Origin of the sequence: Nitrospirillum guanabarense (assembly GCF_034653355.1) — a bacterium.
GTDB lineage: Bacteria > Pseudomonadota > Alphaproteobacteria > Azospirillales > Azospirillaceae > Nitrospirillum.
Genome location: NZ_JAYEER010000003.1, coordinates 1,900,785 through 1,917,736 on the forward strand (window position 1 = coordinate 1,900,785; position 16,952 = coordinate 1,917,736).

Consider the following 16,952-nt stretch of genomic DNA (forward strand, 5'->3'; position numbering starts at 1 on the left):
GACGCGAGGCCCGTCGGCGGGCTAGTCTGCGGCCTGCAACCATGTCGGGCCTGCAACCATGTCGGGACGAGAGATGAACCGCAACCAGCGCCGCCTGGACAAGAAGCAGGGCACGCCCCCCGCGCCCGTGGCGGCGCAGCCGCTGTTCAGCCAGGCGACGCAGCATCACCAGGCCGGCCGTCTGGCGGAGGCGGAGGCGGCCTACCGCCAGGTGCTGGCCCAAGCCCCCCGCCATGCCGACGCGCTGTACCTGCTGGGTATGGTCCACCACCAGACCGGCCGGAATGAGGCCGCCGCCGATCTGCTGGGCGAAGCCGTGGCCGCCAAGGCCGACGCCGCCCACATGCAGGCCGCCCTGGGCACCGTGCTGCTGACCCTGCGGCGCACCGCCGACGCCGTAGCCCCTCTTCAGCGGGCCCTGGCCCTGAAACCGGATCAGGCGGAAACGCGGAACACCCTGGGCAACGCCCTGAAGGACTTGGGCCGCCTGGACGACGCGGCGACACACTATGGCCAGGCCCTCGCGCTGAAGCCCGACTATGCCAACGCCCATAACGGCTTGGGATCGGCCCGCCAGGCCCAAGGCCGCCTGGAGGAGGCGGCCGGCCATTATCGCCGCGCCCTGGCCCTGAACCCGGGCCTGGTCCTGGCCCGGGTCAACCTGGGCAAGACGCTGAAGGCCCTGGGCGACCTGGCCGGGGCGGAGGCGGAATTGCGCCAGGTCCTGACACTGGACGCCGCCCACGCCGATGCCCTGAACAATCTGGGCGCGGTGCTGCAAGCGCAAGGCCGGATGGCGGAGGCGACGGCCTGCCTGCGCCAGGCGGCGGCGCTGGCCCCCGGCGACGCCGACGCCCACCTGAACCTGGCCCGCCTGCTGGCCAGTGATCTGTTGATGCGCGACCCGGCCCTGGTGCGCGAGGCGCTGTCCCATGCCGAGCGGGCGCAGGCCCTGCGCCCCGGCCACGCCGCCACGCTGGACACATTGGGCACCCTGCTGCAACGCCTGGGCCGTTTGATAGAAGCGGAGCGCCAGTTCCGGGCGGCCTTGGCCCTGGCGCCCCATGACGCGGACATCATCCATAATCTGGCCACCACGGTGCAGGCGCTGGCCCGCCAGGATGAGGCGGAGGCGCTGTACCGCCGCGCGCTGCACGCCGATCCGGACCATGCCGACGCCCGCTATTGTCTGGGAACCACCCGCCTGGCCGCCGGTGACCTGGCCAGTGGCTGGCCGGATTACGAGGCGCGCTGGCGGGGGCGGCAGTTGGCGCCCTTCTGGCGCCCCTTCCCCGCGCCGCAATGGCGGGGCGAGGGCTTGGCGGGCAAGCGCCTGCTGGTGTGGGGTGAACAGGGCTTGGGCGACGAGATCCTGTTCGCCAGCCTGCTGCCCGATCTGCGTCAACGGGTGACGGCGGAGGGCGGGCAACTGGTGGTGGAATGCGCCCCCCGCCTGGTGGGGCTGTTTGGCCGGGCCCTGCCGGGCGCGGTGGTGCGCGCGGCGACCTCCGGCCCCGGCGCGCCCACGGTCGCCGACATGGACCTGCATCTGCCCATGGGCAGCCTGCCCGGATTGCTGCGTCCCACGCTCAGCGATTGGCACGCCGGCGCGCCCTTTCTAGCGCCCAGGGCGGATCTGGCCGCGCTGTGGCGGGAACGGCTGGACCGGTTGGGCCCAGGCTTGCGCGTCGGCATCAGCTGGCGCAGCGGCATCCGGCGCGGCGACCGCGATGGCGGCTACACCACGCTGGCGGACTACGCGCCGGTGCTGACCCTGCCCGGCGTCATCCCCGTCACGCTGCAATACAGCGCGCCGGAGGATGAGTTGCGGCCCGTGGAGCAGGCGCTGGGCGTCATCCTGCATCGCTGGCCGGACCTGGATTTGCGCGAGGATATGGAGGGGGTGGCGGCCCTGATGGCGGGGCTGGACCTGGTGATCACCGCCCCCACGGCGGTGGGGGAACTGGCGGGGGCGCTGGGCGTGCCGTGCTGGCGCCTGGGCACCGACCATGACTGGTCCATGCTGGGCGCCGGCGCGCGTCCATGGTTCAACGCCATGGCCGTCATCCCGGCCGCGCCGCAGGGGCCGGCGGCGGCCGGCTGCGTCGCCCTGGCGGCGCAACGCCTGTATGCCCTGACGGGCGCGCGCGCCGACCACCTTTTCCCTTGCCCGGCGGACGGCGTTCCTATATAAGCCCGCGCTTCAACCGCTCCTTGCCGGTGCCTTTGCCATGGCGCCGGCTAGGTCCGTGCGGCTGGCCCACCCCCTGGTCCCCGGAATGATCCGGCGCCCCGGGCGGGAACAGCGGCGGACCACGTAACAGCCATGAGGAGTATCAAATGGCTTTGTATGAGACCGTGCTGATCGCACGGCAGGACATCACGTCCGCCCAGGTGGAAGGCCTGACCGAAACCTTCACCGGTATCCTGAAGGAGAACGGTGGCCAGGTCGCCAAGGTCGAGCAGTGGGGTCTGAAGACCCTCACCTACAAGATCAAGAAGAACCGCAAGGGCCACTACGTCTACTTCGCCCACGACTCCGCCCCGGCCGCCGTCGCCGAGATGGAGCGTAACATGGGCCTGAACGAAGACGTCCTGCGCTTCATGACCATCCGCATCGAGAAGATCGAGGAAGGTCAGACCGCGATGCTGTCCAACAAGGGCGATCGCGGCGAGCGTGGTGAACGCGGCGAGCGTGGCGAGCGCGGTCCGCGCCGCTTCGAGGATCGTGGTGACCGCGGCGATCGCGGCCCCCGTCCGCCCCGCCGCATGGAAGCCTCTTCTGAAGGAGACCGGGCATGAGCTTCGGCACCCAGGGTAACGCCGGCGCGCCGCGTCCGGCCGGTGGCGGCGGTGGCCGTCGTCCGTTCTTCCGTCGTCGCAAGACCTGCCCCTTCTCCGGTTCCGAACGCTCCGGCGATCGACTACAAGGACGTGAAGCTGCTGTCGCGCTTCATCTCCGAGCGGGGCAAGATCGTGCCCAGCCGCATCACCGCGGTTTCGGCCAAGAAGCAGCGTGAGCTGGCCCGCGCCATTAAGCGCGCCCGCTTCCTCGCCCTGCTGCCTTACATCGTGAAGTAAGGAGTAGGAACGATGGAAGTCATTCTGCTGGAGCGTGTCGAGAAGCTCGGCCGCATGGGCGAAGTGGTCACGGTGAAGCCCGGCTTCGCCCGCAACTACCTGCTGCCCCAGAAGAAGGCGCTGCGCGCCTCCAAGGACAACCTGGCTTTCTTCGAGAGCCAGAAGGCCAAGCTGGAAGCGCAGAACGCCGAGCGCAAGGTCGAGGCCGAGAAGGTCGCGTCCAAGATCAACGACCTGTCGGTCATCATCATCCGCCAGTCTGCCGAAACCGGCATCCTGTACGGTTCGGTGAGCGCCCGTGACGTTGCCGAGGCGGTCACCGCCGCCGGCACCGCCGTGGAGCGCAGCCAGGTCGCCATCGACACGCCGATCAAGACCCTGGGCCTGTTCAAGGTCCGCCTGGTCCTGCATCCGGAAGTGTCGGTGAGCATCACCGTGAACGTCGCCCGCACCACCGAAGAGGCCGGCCTGCAGGCCGCCCGCGGTGGCATGGTCGCCGGCCAGCGTGATGATGAGGACGAGGAAGAGGTGGTGGAAGCCGCCGACGAGGCCACGGAAGAGACCGAGGCCTGATCCTTCTCCGGATCGTCTGAGTAACAGGGCGGCGCGGTTCTTCGGGACCGCGCCGTTTTGCTTTTGCGCTTCCGTAAGGCGCCGTCTAGCCTGCGCTGAATTCTGATGGGGATGGGGATCATGGCAACGGAAGCGGGTGGATTGCGCCAGGTGGCCAAGTGGGTGGCCATCATCGGCCTGATCGGCAACCATGTGCTGGCCTACCAGCAGGCGGTGGACCGCATCCGCGCGCCATCTCGCGCCCTGGCCGACATGGCCGGCGCCATCGGCCAGATCTTCGGCCAATCCCCCGACCGCTTCAAGGCTGGCGACCTCAGCCTCGGCGACAAGATCGACCTGTTCGTGAACCCCTATACCTCCGTGCGCGACATGGCGCATTGGGAGGGGCTGAACCATCTGCTGTTCTGGCCAGGCCTGGCGGCACTGATCCTGTTCCTGACCCTGACCTTCGGCGGCAAGCGGGCGTAACGGCCCTCAGCCCGTCCGCGCCCGCGCGAACAGCTCGCCCATGCGCCAGTGCAGGTTGGCGTGGGCGGGGTCGTCTTCCCATTCGTTCCACCCGGAATCGCGGCGGAACTGACCCAGCAGGCCGGACGCCACGATGGATGCCGCATCCACCGCCACCGGCTCATCACAATTGGGCGCGACATACAGGGCGTCGGCCTGGCAATACAGCTCACACAGGAAGCAGGTCTGGCAGTCCTCCTGCCGGGCGATGAGGGGCAGGCCATCTGTGCCGCGCTCGAAGACGTTCGTGGGACAGACCTGGACGCAGGTGTCGCAACGGGTGCAGCGGTCGTCGACCACCAGTTCGATCATGGTCGTTCCCCTCAGGCCACGTTACTGCGCTGGGCCGCGCCGTCGGCCCGCACCCAGACGGTGTCCAGGCCGCCGGACAGCAGACGGTGGGCCAGGGCGGGGTTGAGGCCGGGCGCATCCTCACGCCGGTGCAGGCCGCGCGTCTCCCCCCGCGCCAGGGCCGTGGCGGTGCTCCAGCGGGCGCAGGCGACCAGGGCCGCCGCCTCGCGCGCCCGTACCCGGGCGGTAGGGTCGGAACCAGGCGCCAGGCGGTCGCGGGCATCGCGCCACAGGCTGTCCAAGGTCGCCAGCGACTGGGCCAGGACGGGCCCGCGCCGGAACAGGATCTTGTCATAGGGCAGCATCTCCGCCCGCACGCCGTCCGACAGGTGGCGGGTCAGCGCCGCCGCGTCCTTCAGCGCGCCCGCCGCAGGGCGCAGGCCAGCCCCGCCGGCGGCCTCCACCCCATGATGCGCGCGCCGGCCCCGGGCCTGGGCCAGGCGGGCGGCGGCCTGGCCGGACCAGGTGCCCGACGACACCGCCCAGGCGGAATTCTGCGCGCCGCCACCGGAAATGGCGCCGGCGATCAGCTCGCGCGTGGCGGCGTCGCCGGCGGCGTAGAGGCCGGGCACGTCGGTCTGGCAGTCCTCATCCACCAGGCGCAGGCCGCCGGTGCCGCGCACCGTGCCCTCGCCATGCAAGGTGACGGGGAAGCGCTGGGTGAAGGGGTCGATGCCCTGGCGCTGGAAGGGCAGCAGGATGGCCGGCTGGATCTGCGGCAGAATGGCCCGCAGGTCCGCCGGCATGCGGGCCAGCGTGGCATAGACCGGGCCGGCCAGCAGGGCGCGGGCCAACGGCAGCGTCACGTCGGAGTCGCCGCCGGTGTCGATCTGCCGTCCATCGGCATCGAAATAGTCGGCGAAGGCGTAGGAGGCGGATCGGGTTTGGGTGGAATGCCGTTCCGCCACCGTGTGGTAGGTGGAAAACTCCATGCCCGACAGCCGGGCGCCCGCCTCCGCCGCCATCAGGTGGCCGTCGCCGGTGTTGGTGCGGCTGCCCAGAAGCTTGGACAGGAAGGCGCATCCACCGGTGGCGACCACCACGCCGGCGGCGCGCACGGTCCAGTCCCCGCCCTCCCCCTGCCGCCGCAGCCCCCGGGCGCCGGCGACGGAGCCATCGGCGTGCAGCAGCAGTTCCAGGGCCGGGCTGTGGTCCAGGATGCGCACGCCCGAGGCCTCGGCATAGCGGCGCAGGGCGCGCAGGTATTCCGGCCCCCGCAGGGACTGGTAGTGCGGCACGCCGCCGGCGGTGAGGGAATGCCGGTAATAGCCGGCCAGGGTGGGCAGGGTGCGCCAGGTGGTGTCGATGATGCGCGCCATCCAGCGCGGATCGGCCAGGCCGAAGGCACGCGCGTCCCGGTCCCGCACCGCCTGGGCGCGCTTCTCCGGGTCCGGCGGCACCCACCAGTGATTGGGCCCGGCGGTGGCGGTGACGCCGCTGGTGCCGCAATAGCCCTTGTCCGCCAGAATGACCCCGGCCCCGGCCCGCGCGGCCGCCACGGCGGCCCAGCACCCGGCCAGGCCGCCGCCGATGATCAGGACATCGGTTTCCAGATGAAGCGACATGGGCAGGGGTCTCAACGCAGGGGGAAGCCGAAGTCCAGCAGGGTCTGGCGCAGGCGGTGGCGCCCGCTCAACGCCGCCGGCCCGCGCACGCGGTTGGTCACCGTCTCGCTCCAGTCGGGGGTGGCGATGCCCTGCGCCGCGTAAAAGGCGCGTACCTGGCCGTCATAGGCGCTGATGGCGGCGTCGGCGCCGGTTGCGTCGTAGCGCTCATGATGCAACACCACGCTCTGCGGCAGGCGGGGTTTCACACCCGTGGGCCTCGCGGGGTCGGCATAGCCCACGCACAAGCCGAACAAGGGCAGCACCTTGGGCGGTAGGTTCAGCTCCCGCGCCACCGCCTCCGTCTCATTGCGAATGGCGCCGATATAAACAGTGCCCAGGCCCAGCGATTCCGCCGCCACCACGGCGTTCTGAGCCGCCAGGGTGGCGTCCGTGATGGCCACGATCAGGGTTTCCAGATAGTCCAGGCCCGCCGCCTCCCCCACCTTGGTCTTGGCCAGGGTGTCCAGGCGCGACAGGTCGGCCAGCCAGACCAGGAACAGGGGTGCCTGCTCGATATGCGCCTGGTTGGCCGCCCAGGCGGCGAAGCGGCTTTTGCGTTCCGGATCGGTCACCGCCACCACGCTCCACGCCTGCAGGTTCGACGAGGTGGGCGCCGACTGCGCCGCCGCCACCAGCGTTTCCAGCGTACCCTGGGGCAACGGGTCGGGCCGGTAGGCCCGCACCGACTTGTGCGACAGCAGGCCGGTCAGCAGGTCGTTCCACTGGTCCGGGCCCAGCGCCTCCGCCTCCAGCGGCACAGCGCTGCCGTAGCGACGGCGGAGCAGGTCGGCGACCGGGTGGTGGGTGCGTTCCCGGCGCTGGGCGAAGGCCGGAACGAGGGAGGCAACGCTCATGGGGATCGGTCTCCGCGAAATTCAGGGGTTCAGCGAGAAGCTGCGGTCGTAGGTGGGCGCCACGTCCACGGGACGGGGGATGACGCCGGCTTCGAAGTACAGGTCGGCCACGGCCTGGTGCACGGCCACGGCGTCGTCCGTCACGGCGGGCAGCACCGTCACCTGCTGGCGGGAAAAGGTCAGGGTGGCCACCTCGATGGGCGTGCCGGTGTCACGGGCATAGGCCTCCGCCTGTTCCTTGCGGTGGGCCTGCGCCCACTGGTAGGCGCGGCGGACGCGGGCGATGAAGTCGGTCAGCTGGGCGCGCTTGGTGGCGATGGCGCTGTCGCTGGCGACGCCGCATTCCACCTCGCGCACGGTGCCCTGGCTGCCGATCAGGATGCGCATATGGTCCTGTAGCTGGGCGGCGGCGACGTAGGGGTCCCAGATGGCCCAGGCGTCGATGGACCCGCTGGCCAGCGCCGCCTTGGCGTCCGCCGCCGACAGGTAGACCAGGGTGACCTCGGCCAGGGGCACGCCCGCCTGCTTCAGCGCCGCCACCACCAGCAGATGGCCGGGCGAGCCACGTACCAAGCCGACGCGACGGCCGCGCAGATCGGCCACCGTGCGGATGGGCGCCTGGTCCGGCACCACGATGGCGGCACCCCCCTGCCCGAAGTCCCAGACGTTGATGGTCTTCAGGCGGGCGCCGGCGGCCAGGGCGAAGGTCGTGGTGGCATCGCCGACATAGCCGAAGTCGATGGCGTCGGCGTTCAGCGCCTCCACCAACGGCGCGCCCACAGGGAAGAGCGCCCACTCGATGCGGTAGGGCACCTGCTCCAATTCCCCCGCCGCCTTCAGCAGCACCTGGACGGCGCCGCGCTGGTCGCCCACGCGCAAAGGGGCCGGTTCGGCGGCCCTGGCCTGTGTCGCCAAGACCGCCAGCAGCGCCGCCAGGACCAGGCGCTTAAAGGTCCGCATAATGGGCCTGGTCGGCGATCAGCACGCGCTCCACCACGCGGGGGAAGTCGCCGTAATTGCGCACGGCGTAGTGCACGGCGGCGCGGTTGTCCCAGAAGGCCACGGAATTGGGCCGCCAGGAGAAGCGCACCTGGTATTCCGGCCGCTTGTACTGGGCGAGGATGACGTCCAGCAGCTCCCGGCTTTCCGCCAGGTCCACGCCTAGGATCTGCGGCTTTTGCGAGTAGTTGACCCACAGGACGGTAGCGCCCGTCTCGGGATGGCGGCGGGCCACGGGGTGGGCGACGATGGGATAGTCCTTGCCCGCCCGGTTCAGCGCCTCGCGGAAGTCGTGGGTGACGTGCAGGCCGTCCAGCCGGCGCTTCACCTCCTCCGGCAGGCCGTTGTAGGCGGCCTCCGCATCCACCCAGATGGTGTCGCCGCCCACCTCCGGAATGGTGACGCCGCGCAGCACGGCGCCCCAGGCCGGCACCAGGCGCCAGCTGGTGTCGGTGTGATACTTGTCCTCATACGGCGTCACCGCCTTGCCGGCCTTGGCCGCGGCGGCCGCCCGTTCCTGCTCGTACTTGGCGAAGTCCGCCGCCGTGATGCCGTGCACCTGCGGGTTCTTGTCCACGCCGGCGGTGGTGGGGTGGGTGTAGATGGGGCCGAAGCGCGCGGCGAAGGCCACCTGCTGGTCGCGGGTGATGTCCTGGTCGCGGAAGAACACCACCTTGTGGCGCAGCACGGCGGCCTTGATGGCGTCGCGCGTGGCATCGTCCAAGGGGCGGGACAGGTCCACGCCACTGATCTCCGCCCCGATGGCGGGCTGCAGGCGGCGGATGGCCAGCTCTCCTACCTTGGTGCTGTCGGCTTGCTTCAACGATACCACGCCCATGTCATGCCTCCGGCTGGCGGCGGCAATGGATCTGCCGCCGGCAATGGGAAATCGGGGTGAAGGGATGTCGTAAGGGGGAGTGTAGGACAGATCGACCGCTGGGAAATTTTAGAAATGGTGCAGGTCGTCTTTCGATTTCTTAAATCCCCGTCTTGGGTTAAGGCGCGGCCACGCCTGACGCCGCGACAGGAATGCCAGCGATGCCGCGCCCCCGATTTGCCCCTGCGGTCCTGCTGACCCTGCTTCTGCTTTTCGATGGCCAAGCCTGGGTCGCCGCCATCACCGCCGTCATCACCCCGGCCCGGAGGGTGACGGCCTGGAGGCCACCTGGCACCTGGACAGCCCTGTCGACAGCCTGGCCCTGGGCCAGGGTCCCGTCTCCTGGAAAAACCCGGCCTTGCGGGTGGAAACGCCGGGGGATGGAGATGCTGGGGCAGGCGGTGCGGTCGGCCAGCGGCATGATGCTGTTGCACATCGGCGGCGCCTGATGCGCGCCGCCTGGAACTGAAGCCGGCGCGCGACGGCCGCTGGACTCCGTGGACGGCGGCCGTGTCGGAAACGGGGGTCCAAGCCCGTTTCACCGACGGCCCGAACCCCCGTGTGCTCTTGTCACCTTAAGCGGCCCGGATACCCGCCAGGAAGCGGTCCACCGCCTCGCGCAAACGATCGGCGTCGCCGGTCAGGCCCTGCGCCGCGCCGTGCATGTCGGCCACGGTACGGCCCGTCTCTCCCACCGCGGCCGAGACATCGGCCACGTTGCGCGAGACGTCGCGGGTGGCATCGGCCGCCTGGCGGACGTTGCGGCTGATCTCCCCCGTGGCGGCGGCCTGTTCCTCCACCGCGGCGGCGATGGCGGTCGATACCTCGCTCATGTTGCGGATGGAATGGCCGATGGTGCCGATGGCGCCCACCGCCTGGTCCGTCGCCCTTTGAATGGCGGTGATCTGGGCGCCGATCTCATCGGTGGCCTTGGCCGTCTGGCCGGCCAGCTGCTTCACCTCATGCGCCACCACGGCGAAGCCCTTGCCGGCCTCTCCCGCCCGCGCCGCCTCGATGGTGGCGTTCAGGGCCAACAGGTTGGTCTGGCTGGCGATGTCATTGATCATCTTGACCACGTCGCCGATGCGCTGCGCCGCCTCCGCCAGGCTGGCGACGGTGCCGTTGGTCTGTTCCGCCTCATCCACCGCTTGGGAGGCCATGGAACTGGAATGGGCCACCTGCTGCCCGATCTCGCGGACGGAGCTTTCCATCTGCTCCGCCGCCGCCGAGACGGTCTGCACGTTGCCCGAGGTCTGCTCCGCCGCCTCGGCCGCCGCCGTGACCTGAGCGGAGGTGGCGTCCGCCATGCCGCCCAGGGCGCCGGCGATCTGGGTCAGCTGGTGGGACGAGGCCTCGACCGATTGCAGGACTTCGCGCACCTGGGCGTCGAACTCGCCCACCAGGGCGTCCACGGCGCGGGCACGACGCTCGCGCCCCGCCTGTTCCGCCCGCTGCGCGTCCTCCAGCCGCTGGCGCTCCAGCGCGTTGGCGCGGAAGGTGCCCAGGGCGCCGGCCAGGTCGCCGATCTCATCCTGGTTGTCGGCGTAGGGTATTTCCGCCTCCAGGTCGCCACGGGCCACGCGCAGCATGACGCCGGTCATGGCCGTCATGGGCCGGGTCACGCGCCGGGCCACCATGATCACACCACCGGCGCCCAGGCCCAGGCACAGGAGCAGCAGCACCCCGTCGACGATCAGCCGGCGCAGGGCCGCCTTGCCCTCATGCCGGGCCAGATCGCGGGCGGCGTCCAGCGCCGCCATGGGCACCGCGGCCAGCACCTCGAACGAGGCGTTGCTGCGCTCCATCCATTGGTCCAGCGAGACGGGCGACGGCGTGCCGGCCAGCACCGCCTTCTCGATCTGCTCGTGTAGGCTCATGACCTCCTTGAAGTAGGCCGCCTCGGCCGCCGTCATGGCCTGGCGCACGCTGTCAGGTACGTCCTCGCGCAGGCTCAGCGCCTTGGTCAGGCGCCAGCCCGCGTCCAGTTGACCGCGCAAACCGGCGGACTGGATCTGCATGGCCGGGGTGTAGGTCTGGCCCTGCAGCACGAACATCAGGATGTTGCGTTCCAGACCGGCGGCGTCGCGCGTGACGTAGGAGGCGTCCTTCAACGCGATCAGGCTGGCGAAGGCCGGGCTTTCGTGGCTGATGCGGGCGCCCAGGGCGGTGCCCACCGCCTCCAGCTTGGCGACCAGGCCGTCGGCGGCCGCGTTCCAGGTCTTGAACAGATCGGCCGGACGCTGGTCCTGCGGCTGGGTCACGGCGTTGTCGGCCACGGCGCGCACGTCGTTCAGGGTTTGGCGCGCGGCCGTCAACTCGGCGGCGCTGGCGCCTGCGCCGCAATCCAGGTCGGCGCATTCCGCCAGCACCTTGTCCATGGCGGGATTGGACTTGGCGCGCAAGGCTGACACCTCGGCCAAGGCGGCGGGCGACGCCGTGGTCTTTTCCGGGATCAGGCGCTTGAAGGCGCCGCGTTCCAGCCGGGTGTTCTGCAGGGCGCGGAAGACGTCCCCGACCGCGTCGCCCATGCGGGCCGTCCGCACGGCGCGGCGATAGTCGGCATAGGCGCCCTCCGTGGCGATGCCCAGCACCACCACCAGCACGGCCAACAGGATACCCAGAACGGCGTTCAACAGCACGGCGATGCGCACGGATTTCAGCATGGCGGACACCAGACCCCTCCCCCGGTCCCGCCGGCGCCGGCGCCGGCCGGGGCATCCTCGCGGGACTACAAGGTTATGGTGGGTGCCGCCCCATCCTCCGCATAGATATCCTGATGTATTGCTATCCGAGGCGAAGCCCGCCCACGCCCCCCAGATAGGCCATCACCGCCACCGCGTTGGTGGTCGGGGCGGCGTGGCCGTCGCGTACCGGAACGCGAGCGGTCGCGTCCAGGATGGCGTCCACCGGTGTGCGCGACCGGGCCTGGCGCGGCTGTTCCCTTGGGATCGGGCGCCCCGGCGGGAGACATTCCGGACGCGAGTTTTCGGGCACGGGACGGCCCCGTACAATGATGCGAGCAATCACTCGTGTTTATGGAGAAGCGCCTTGGCCGACAACGCCTCTTGCAAGCAGGCCCCTGGTGTCATCGTCCCGCGCATCGATCGCAACCGCTGCGAGGGAAAGGACGATTGCGTGCGCGTCTGCCCCTATGACGTGTTCGAGATCGGCGTGCTGCCGGCGGCGGATCGTGGGGAGCTGAGCCTGCGCGGTCGGGTGAAAGGCTTCTTCCACGGCTACCATCAGGCCTTCGCCGTGCGGGCCGACCAGTGCCGCGCCTGCGGTCTGTGCGTCAGCGCCTGCCCGGAACACGCCATCACCCTGACCCGCGCGACGGCCGCGTGAGGAGACGGAGGCCTCCTGGTCGGCGCGACAGCGTCAGCCGCCAAGCAGCCTGATAGCCGCCCTCAGACGGTGAGTTCCACATGGTGGATCTCACCGCTCTGGGCCATGAGGGCCTGCAGGTAGGTGGAAATCTTGCGGGCCCCGTCACTATGCACCGCCAGACACTGGCGCAAGGCATCGGCCAACCGGGCGTTTTCCAGCCGCTCCGCGTCGCTGAGGCCGGCATGTTGCGGAGCGAGGTGGTCCACCACGTGGGCCAGTTCCTGGCCGGCGGCGGGCGGCGCCACACGCGTCCCGCTGCGCACCAGGCCCCGCAGGTTCTGGCGCAGCCGTTCCTCATGATCCGGCTCCAGCGCGCCGGTGGGGTCGGCCTCATCCACGATGTCGTCGAACAGGGAGCGGCCGTGGCGCCGCCCCTCCTCCGGAGTTTGGCGGCGGCGGCGGTCACGCTGCCGCGCCTCCCGCTCCTGCACCGCGCCCACGCGGTCGACATGCAGCGTCGCCGCCGGCGGCTGGGCGGGACCGAGGTCCAGAACGGGCACAGGTGCGACGATCATGATGCCTTCACGGTACAGCGAATCGGGCGCCCCCTCAAGAGAAGGCTGCGGCACCCTCAGTAGATGATCATGTTTACAGCCGAATTCCGTCAATATCGGCCATACCGTTACTGACTTTCGTGAAAGACCCTCGGCTTTAACGCAGAAATCCCATCTCTCCATTTCCCGGAAACGGCCGGCGGGAAGCCTATATCCATTGGAGGTACCCGAGATGGGTTCAGACCCCGCAGTAATGAGCCACCGGCCCTTGGGGGAACCCGCCGCCCCGGATGAAAGTTGACGGGTCACGCGGGCCGAGCCTCTGCCCCGGGTGGCCGCCCAAGGGGCTGGCGCCAGACCGGACGGAGGCTTGCCCCCAGGGCCCATGCCCAGTACGGTCGCGGGAAACGGCAGAACAAGGACGTCCAGGATGGACTTCACCGGCGAATACTTGGTCGCGGCCCCGCAGGACCTGGTGTGGGCGGCGTTGAACAACGCCGACGTGCTGCGGCGAAGCGTGCCGCCGGGCTATGACAGCACCATCACCCTGTCCGACCTGGAGCCGCCGCATGGCTGCGTCCTGCACGGCGACGGCCAGCAGGCCGCCGTGCGCCTGATGGACACCGGGGAGGGCCAAACCCGCCTGATCGTCAACGCCGCCATCGACGCGGGCGCCGAAGCCGACACGCGCGCCTTTTTCGCCCGTCTGGCCGACCTGCTGGCCACCGCCGCCGCCGTCAACCCCGCGCTGATCGCCGATGTGGCGCTGGCGGAGCCCGCCGTGGACGCCGCCGCCATCGCCGAAGCGGTACCGGAGGCCGACGCCAAGCCCAAGCGCACCCGCGCCAAGAAGGCGGCCGACGTCACGGTGGCCGGGGCGGAAACGCTCCCAAAGCGCACCCGGAAACCGAAAACGGAACCGGCTCCGGCCGAGGCACCGTTCCCCAACCAGCCAGCGCCCGCCGAATCCATTCCCCTGGTCGAACTGGCCCCCCTGGCGGAGGCCATGGCGCCGACCCTGGTCGCGGCGGCCCAGGACGGCGCCGCGCGCGACGAACAGGCCGCGCGAACGCCAGAACCGGCCACCCTGCCACTGGAACCGGAGACCCATGCCCGGGCCATCGAGCACCAGGTGCGGCCGACGGAGGCCGAAGCCCTGGGATCCGCCGGCATCTCCCTCCCGCCGGAGCCCGCCGCCCCCGAACCTCCGGCGGATGCCGCGCAGCCGGCCCCGACCATGGCGCATCCGGTCGGCCACGCGGGCCTGCGCCCCATGATCTGGATCCCCATCCTGGTGCTGGTCCTGCTGCTGCTGATCGTGCTGATCCGCTGAGCCGACCTCACCGACGATACCATCCCAGCCCCTGTCGCCATCGCCCAGGCTGGCAATTCGGGGACATGCGTCCTATTTGGGAGGGGCCCTGAATCGCGCCCCCAAAACCGCGTTGGTAATCCATGACCATCAACTCCCCTTCCCCCTCCTCGTCACCGGCCCTGCCCCAGGACGCCGCGCGGGTCAGCGCCCCGGTGGATGAGCTGTCCATCCTGAGAACGGTGGAGGGTTGGCTGGCCCAGGGCCAGGCGGCGGCCATCGCCACGGTCATCGCCACCTGGGGCTCCTCCCCCCGCCCGGTGGGCAGCAAGCTGGCCGTGGACGCCCGGGGCGGCATGATAGGCTCCGTCTCCGGCGGCTGCGTGGAGGGGGCGGTGGTCGAAGAGGCCTTGCGCGCCCTGGAGGACGGTGAGCCGCGGCTGCTGACCTTCGGTGTGCCGGATGAGCGGGCGTGGGAGGTGGGGCTGGCCTGCGGCGGCACCGTGCGCATCTATGTGGCGCCCATAGGCCCGGGGCACGGCGCCTCGCGCCGCCGGCTGCTATCGGCCCTGCTGGCGGCGGCCGACGCCAAGCGGCCGGCGGCCCTGGTGACCGATCTCGCCACCGGGCAGCAGACCCTGGTGGACGCGGAGCGGCAGCAAGGCGAAAGCGCCCTGCCGGAGGCGGTGCGCGCGCGGGTGCTGGAGGCCCTGGTCCAGGACCGGTTCGCCCTGATCACGCCGGAGGAGGTCGACGGTGAGTGGTTCGCCCAGGTGTGGAACCCGCCCCTGCGGCTGATCCTGGTGGGCGCCGTGCACATCGCCCAGGCGCTGACGCCCATGGCGCGGCTGGCGGGCTACGAGGTGACCGTGATCGATCCGCGCGCCGCCTTCGCCAGCGCCGCCCGCTTCCCCGCCGGCGATGGCGTCACCCTGGTGCGGGAATGGCCGGACGACGCCGTGGCCGCCCTGGCGCCCGACCGGCGCACGGCCGTCGTCACCCTGACCCACGACGCCAAGCTGGATGAGCCCGGCCTGCGCGCCGCCCTGGAAAGCGACGCCTTCTTCATAGGCGCGCTGGGCAGCCGCAAGACCCACCAGCGCCGCCTGGAACGGATGGCCGACTTCGGGCCCACGGCGCTGGAGCGCATCCACGGCCCCGTGGGCCTGGACATCGGCGCCCTGACCCCGGCGGAGATCGCCGTGTCCATCCTGGCGGAGATGACCCTGGCCCTGCGGGGCGCCAAGGCCGCCAAGCGCCCGTGCCAGGCGCCGGGGCACTGACGCCATGCGCTTCGGCCCGCTGCCCGTCGCCGATGCCGAGGGGGCCGTGCTGGCCCACAGCCTGAAGGTCGGCGCGTTGCGCTATCCCAAGGGCCGCCGGCTGGCGGCCGCCGACTTGGCCGACCTGGCCGCCGCCGGCGTGACGGAGGTGGTCGCCGTGCGGCTGGACGCGGGCGACATGGCGGAGGACGCGGCCGCGACCCGTGTGGCGCGCGCCATCGCCGGCCCCGGCCTGTCCCTGACTCCGGCGGCGACCGGCCGGGTGAATCTGATGGCGGAGGCCCCCGGCCTGCTGGTGATCAATTCCAGCCGCCTGACTCATCTGAACCATGTGGATGAGGCGGTCACCGTCGCCACGGTGGCGGCCTTCTCCCCCCTCGACCGGGGCGCCATGGCCGCCACCATCAAGATCATTCCCTTCGCCATTCCCGAGGATCTGGCGATCCGTGTGGAACAGGCGGCAAAGGGTGATGCCCCCGCCCTACGCCTGGCCCGCTGGCGCGGCATCCGGGCCGGGCTGGTGCAGACCCGCCTGCCGGGCCTGAAGGTCGCCACCCTGGATAAGACGACGAGCGTCACCGGGGCCCGCTTGGCCCAGGTGGGGGGCGTCCTGGCGGCGGAACGGCGCACGGCCCACGATTCCGCCGCCGTGGCCGAGGCTCTGGCGGAACTGTCAGCCCTGAACCTGGACTTGGCTCTGGTCATCGGCGCCTCGGCCATCACCGACCGGCGCGACGTGCTGCCCACGGGCATCGAGCGGGCGGGCGGCCAGGTGCTGCATTTCGGCATGCCGGTGGATCCGGGTAACCTCATGCTGCTGGCCCGCCTGGGTGACGTGCCGGTGCTGGGCCTGCCGGGCTGCGCGCGGTCGCCCCGCGTCAACGGCTTCGACTGGATCCTGCAGCGCGTGGCCGCGGGGCTGGCAGTCACGCCCGGCGACATCATGGACATGGGCGTGGGCGGTCTGCTGGCCGATATCCCCAGCCGCCCCCTGCCCCGGCAGCGCGCCGTACCGGCGCCTGCGGAACGTCCCGTCACCACGCTGGTGCTGGCCGCCGGATCCGCCCGGCGCATGGGCGCCAACAAGCTGTTGGCGGATTATGCCAGCCAGCCCCTGGTGCGCCACGCGGTGATCGCGGCGCTGGCGGCCAACCCCGGCCGGGTCACCGTGGTGCTGGGCCACCAGGCGGCGGAGGTGCGCGCCGCCCTACGTGGCCTGGACGTGCGCTTCATCGAGGCGGCGGACCATGCCCAGGGCCTCAGCGCCTCCCTCAAGGCCGGCCTCGCCGGCGTGGCCGGCGGCGGCGCGGGGGTGCTGGTCTGCCTGGGCGACATGCCACGCGTCACGGCGGACACGCACCGCCGCCTGCTGGCCCGCTTCGATGAGGCGGCGGGCCAGGCCATCGTCGTTCCCGTGGCGGAGGGGCGCCGGGGCAACCCGGTGCTGTGGCCGGCCGACCTGATCCCCGCCATGGCCGCCATCACCGGCGACCAGGGTGCCCGCGGCCTGCTGGCGGCCCATGCCGACCGGGTGGTGGAGGTGCCGGCCGACGGCGGCGTGCACCTGGACGTGGATACGCCCGGCGCCCTGGCCGCGCTGCGGGCCTTGGAACCGGTGGCCTGAGGA

Annotated in this window: 16 protein-coding genes and 1 pseudogene; 10 read left to right on the top strand and 7 right to left on the bottom strand. The window is 71.1% G+C overall.

Translation table 11 applies throughout. The features are described 5' to 3' along the window. Positions 1–73 precede the first annotated feature (73 nt). The 5 genes and pseudogenes from UAA55_RS17685 (at position 74) to UAA55_RS17705 (ending at position 4,122) form a co-directional block, all read left to right on the top strand. On the top strand, positions 74–2,194 hold the full coding sequence (locus UAA55_RS17685) for a tetratricopeptide repeat protein (RefSeq protein WP_322954357.1): 2,121 nt from the start codon (positions 74–76) through the stop codon (positions 2,192–2,194). 146 nt (positions 2,195–2,340) lie between these two features. Further along, positions 2,341–2,802 carry a 30S ribosomal protein S6 gene (gene rpsF, locus UAA55_RS17690; protein ID WP_322954358.1) on the top strand — a complete coding sequence of 154 codons (462 nt, stop codon included), beginning with the start codon at positions 2,341–2,343 and terminating at the stop codon, positions 2,800–2,802. Then, positions 2,799–3,081, top strand: a pseudogene (gene rpsR / locus UAA55_RS17695) (30S ribosomal protein S18). Before rpsF ends, rpsR begins: the two are co-directional and overlap by 4 nt. A 12-nt stretch (positions 3,082–3,093) precedes the next feature. After that, positions 3,094–3,654, top strand: coding sequence for a 50S ribosomal protein L9 (gene rplI, locus UAA55_RS17700; RefSeq protein ID WP_322954359.1), 561 nt, complete (start codon positions 3,094–3,096; stop codon positions 3,652–3,654). A 120-nt stretch (positions 3,655–3,774) separates the two neighbouring features. After that, positions 3,775–4,122, top strand: a complete 348-nt coding sequence (locus UAA55_RS17705) for a hypothetical protein (RefSeq protein WP_322954361.1) — start codon at positions 3,775–3,777, stop codon at positions 4,120–4,122. A 6-nt stretch (positions 4,123–4,128) separates the two neighbouring features. Here the strand turns inward: UAA55_RS17705 and UAA55_RS17710 are convergent, their stop codons facing one another. Genes UAA55_RS17710 through UAA55_RS17730 form a run of 5 tightly spaced genes read right to left on the bottom strand, consistent with a single transcriptional unit; the run spans position 4,129 to position 8,810 of the window. Next, positions 4,129–4,473: a ferredoxin family protein gene (locus UAA55_RS17710; RefSeq protein ID WP_322954362.1), complete on the bottom strand. Its 345-nt coding sequence runs from the start codon at positions 4,471–4,473 to the stop codon at positions 4,129–4,131. Between the two features lie 11 nt (positions 4,474–4,484). Next, positions 4,485–6,077, bottom strand: a complete 1,593-nt coding sequence (locus UAA55_RS17715) for an FAD-binding protein (RefSeq protein ID WP_322954363.1) — start codon at positions 6,075–6,077, stop codon at positions 4,485–4,487. 11 nt (positions 6,078–6,088) lie between these two features. Beyond that, positions 6,089–6,973 (bottom strand): NADPH-dependent oxidoreductase, encoded by an 885-nt coding sequence (locus UAA55_RS17720; RefSeq protein ID WP_322954366.1) that lies wholly within the window; start codon positions 6,971–6,973, stop codon positions 6,089–6,091. Positions 6,974–6,994: 21 nt separating this feature from the next. Then, positions 6,995–7,933, bottom strand: coding sequence for an aliphatic sulfonate ABC transporter substrate-binding protein (locus tag UAA55_RS17725; protein WP_322954367.1), 939 nt, complete (start codon positions 7,931–7,933; stop codon positions 6,995–6,997). Further along, positions 7,920–8,810 carry a TauD/TfdA dioxygenase family protein gene (locus UAA55_RS17730; RefSeq protein ID WP_322954368.1) on the bottom strand — a complete coding sequence of 297 codons (891 nt, stop codon included), beginning with the start codon at positions 8,808–8,810 and terminating at the stop codon, positions 7,920–7,922. Before UAA55_RS17730 ends, UAA55_RS17725 begins: the two co-directional genes overlap by 14 nt. A 200-nt stretch (positions 8,811–9,010) precedes the next feature. Between UAA55_RS17730 and UAA55_RS17735 the strand changes: the two genes are divergently transcribed. Beyond that, positions 9,011–9,298 (top strand): hypothetical protein, encoded by a 288-nt coding sequence (locus UAA55_RS17735; RefSeq protein WP_322954369.1) that lies wholly within the window; start codon positions 9,011–9,013, stop codon positions 9,296–9,298. 126 nt (positions 9,299–9,424) lie between these two features. On the opposite strand, the gene UAA55_RS17740 is transcribed toward UAA55_RS17735, so the two are convergent. Further along, positions 9,425–11,512, bottom strand: a complete 2,088-nt coding sequence (locus UAA55_RS17740; RefSeq protein WP_322954484.1) for a methyl-accepting chemotaxis protein — start codon at positions 11,510–11,512, stop codon at positions 9,425–9,427. Positions 11,513–11,897: 385 nt separating this feature from the next. Here UAA55_RS17740 and UAA55_RS17745 point away from each other — a divergent pair, with 385 nt between their 5' ends. Then, positions 11,898–12,194 carry a 4Fe-4S dicluster domain-containing protein gene (locus tag UAA55_RS17745; protein ID WP_322954370.1) on the top strand — a complete coding sequence of 99 codons (297 nt, stop codon included), beginning with the start codon at positions 11,898–11,900 and terminating at the stop codon, positions 12,192–12,194. Between the two features lie 62 nt (positions 12,195–12,256). Here the strand turns inward: UAA55_RS17745 and UAA55_RS17750 are convergent, their stop codons facing one another. Continuing rightward, positions 12,257–12,751, bottom strand: coding sequence for a hypothetical protein (locus tag UAA55_RS17750; protein WP_322954371.1), 495 nt, complete (start codon positions 12,749–12,751; stop codon positions 12,257–12,259). A gap of 409 nt (positions 12,752–13,160) precedes the next feature. Here UAA55_RS17750 and UAA55_RS17755 point away from each other — a divergent pair, with 409 nt between their 5' ends. The 3 genes from UAA55_RS17755 (at position 13,161) to UAA55_RS17765 (ending at position 16,949) form a co-directional block, all read left to right on the top strand. Further along, complete coding sequence (locus UAA55_RS17755; RefSeq protein WP_322954372.1) at positions 13,161–14,063, top strand: CoxG family protein; 903 nt, start codon at positions 13,161–13,163, stop codon at positions 14,061–14,063. A 122-nt stretch (positions 14,064–14,185) separates the two neighbouring features. Further along, positions 14,186–15,325 (top strand): XdhC family protein, encoded by a 1,140-nt coding sequence (locus UAA55_RS17760; RefSeq protein ID WP_322954373.1) that lies wholly within the window; start codon positions 14,186–14,188, stop codon positions 15,323–15,325. Between the two features lie 4 nt (positions 15,326–15,329). Beyond that, positions 15,330–16,949 (top strand): molybdopterin-binding/glycosyltransferase family 2 protein, encoded by a 1,620-nt coding sequence (locus UAA55_RS17765; protein WP_322954374.1) that lies wholly within the window; start codon positions 15,330–15,332, stop codon positions 16,947–16,949. The last annotated feature ends 3 nt before the right edge of the window (positions 16,950–16,952 follow it).

What these genes read in the sequence shown, in the direction of transcription:
- UAA55_RS17685 (WP_322954357.1), top strand. Translation starts at nt 74, where the DNA reads ATGAACCGCAACCAGCGCCGCCTGGACAAGAAGCAGGGCACGCCCCCC.
- rpsF (WP_322954358.1), top strand. Translation starts at nt 2,341, where the DNA reads ATGGCTTTGTATGAGACCGTGCTGATCGCACGGCAGGACATCACGTCC.
- rplI (WP_322954359.1), top strand. Translation starts at nt 3,094, where the DNA reads ATGGAAGTCATTCTGCTGGAGCGTGTCGAGAAGCTCGGCCGCATGGGC.
- UAA55_RS17705 (WP_322954361.1), top strand. Translation starts at nt 3,775, where the DNA reads ATGGCAACGGAAGCGGGTGGATTGCGCCAGGTGGCCAAGTGGGTGGCC.
- UAA55_RS17710 (WP_322954362.1), bottom strand. Translation starts at nt 4,473, where the DNA reads ATGATCGAACTGGTGGTCGACGACCGCTGCACCCGTTGCGACACCTGC.
- UAA55_RS17715 (WP_322954363.1), bottom strand. Translation starts at nt 6,077, where the DNA reads ATGTCGCTTCATCTGGAAACCGATGTCCTGATCATCGGCGGCGGCCTG.
- UAA55_RS17720 (WP_322954366.1), bottom strand. Translation starts at nt 6,973, where the DNA reads ATGAGCGTTGCCTCCCTCGTTCCGGCCTTCGCCCAGCGCCGGGAACGC.
- UAA55_RS17725 (WP_322954367.1), bottom strand. Translation starts at nt 7,933, where the DNA reads ATGCGGACCTTTAAGCGCCTGGTCCTGGCGGCGCTGCTGGCGGTCTTG.
- UAA55_RS17730 (WP_322954368.1), bottom strand. Translation starts at nt 8,810, where the DNA reads ATGGGCGTGGTATCGTTGAAGCAAGCCGACAGCACCAAGGTAGGAGAG.
- UAA55_RS17735 (WP_322954369.1), top strand. Translation starts at nt 9,011, where the DNA reads ATGCCGCGCCCCCGATTTGCCCCTGCGGTCCTGCTGACCCTGCTTCTG.
- UAA55_RS17740 (WP_322954484.1), bottom strand. Translation starts at nt 11,512, where the DNA reads ATGCTGAAATCCGTGCGCATCGCCGTGCTGTTGAACGCCGTTCTGGGT.
- UAA55_RS17750 (WP_322954371.1), bottom strand. Translation starts at nt 12,751, where the DNA reads ATGATCGTCGCACCTGTGCCCGTTCTGGACCTCGGTCCCGCCCAGCCG.
- UAA55_RS17755 (WP_322954372.1), top strand. Translation starts at nt 13,161, where the DNA reads ATGGACTTCACCGGCGAATACTTGGTCGCGGCCCCGCAGGACCTGGTG.
- UAA55_RS17760 (WP_322954373.1), top strand. Translation starts at nt 14,186, where the DNA reads ATGACCATCAACTCCCCTTCCCCCTCCTCGTCACCGGCCCTGCCCCAG.
- UAA55_RS17765 (WP_322954374.1), top strand. Translation starts at nt 15,330, where the DNA reads ATGCGCTTCGGCCCGCTGCCCGTCGCCGATGCCGAGGGGGCCGTGCTG.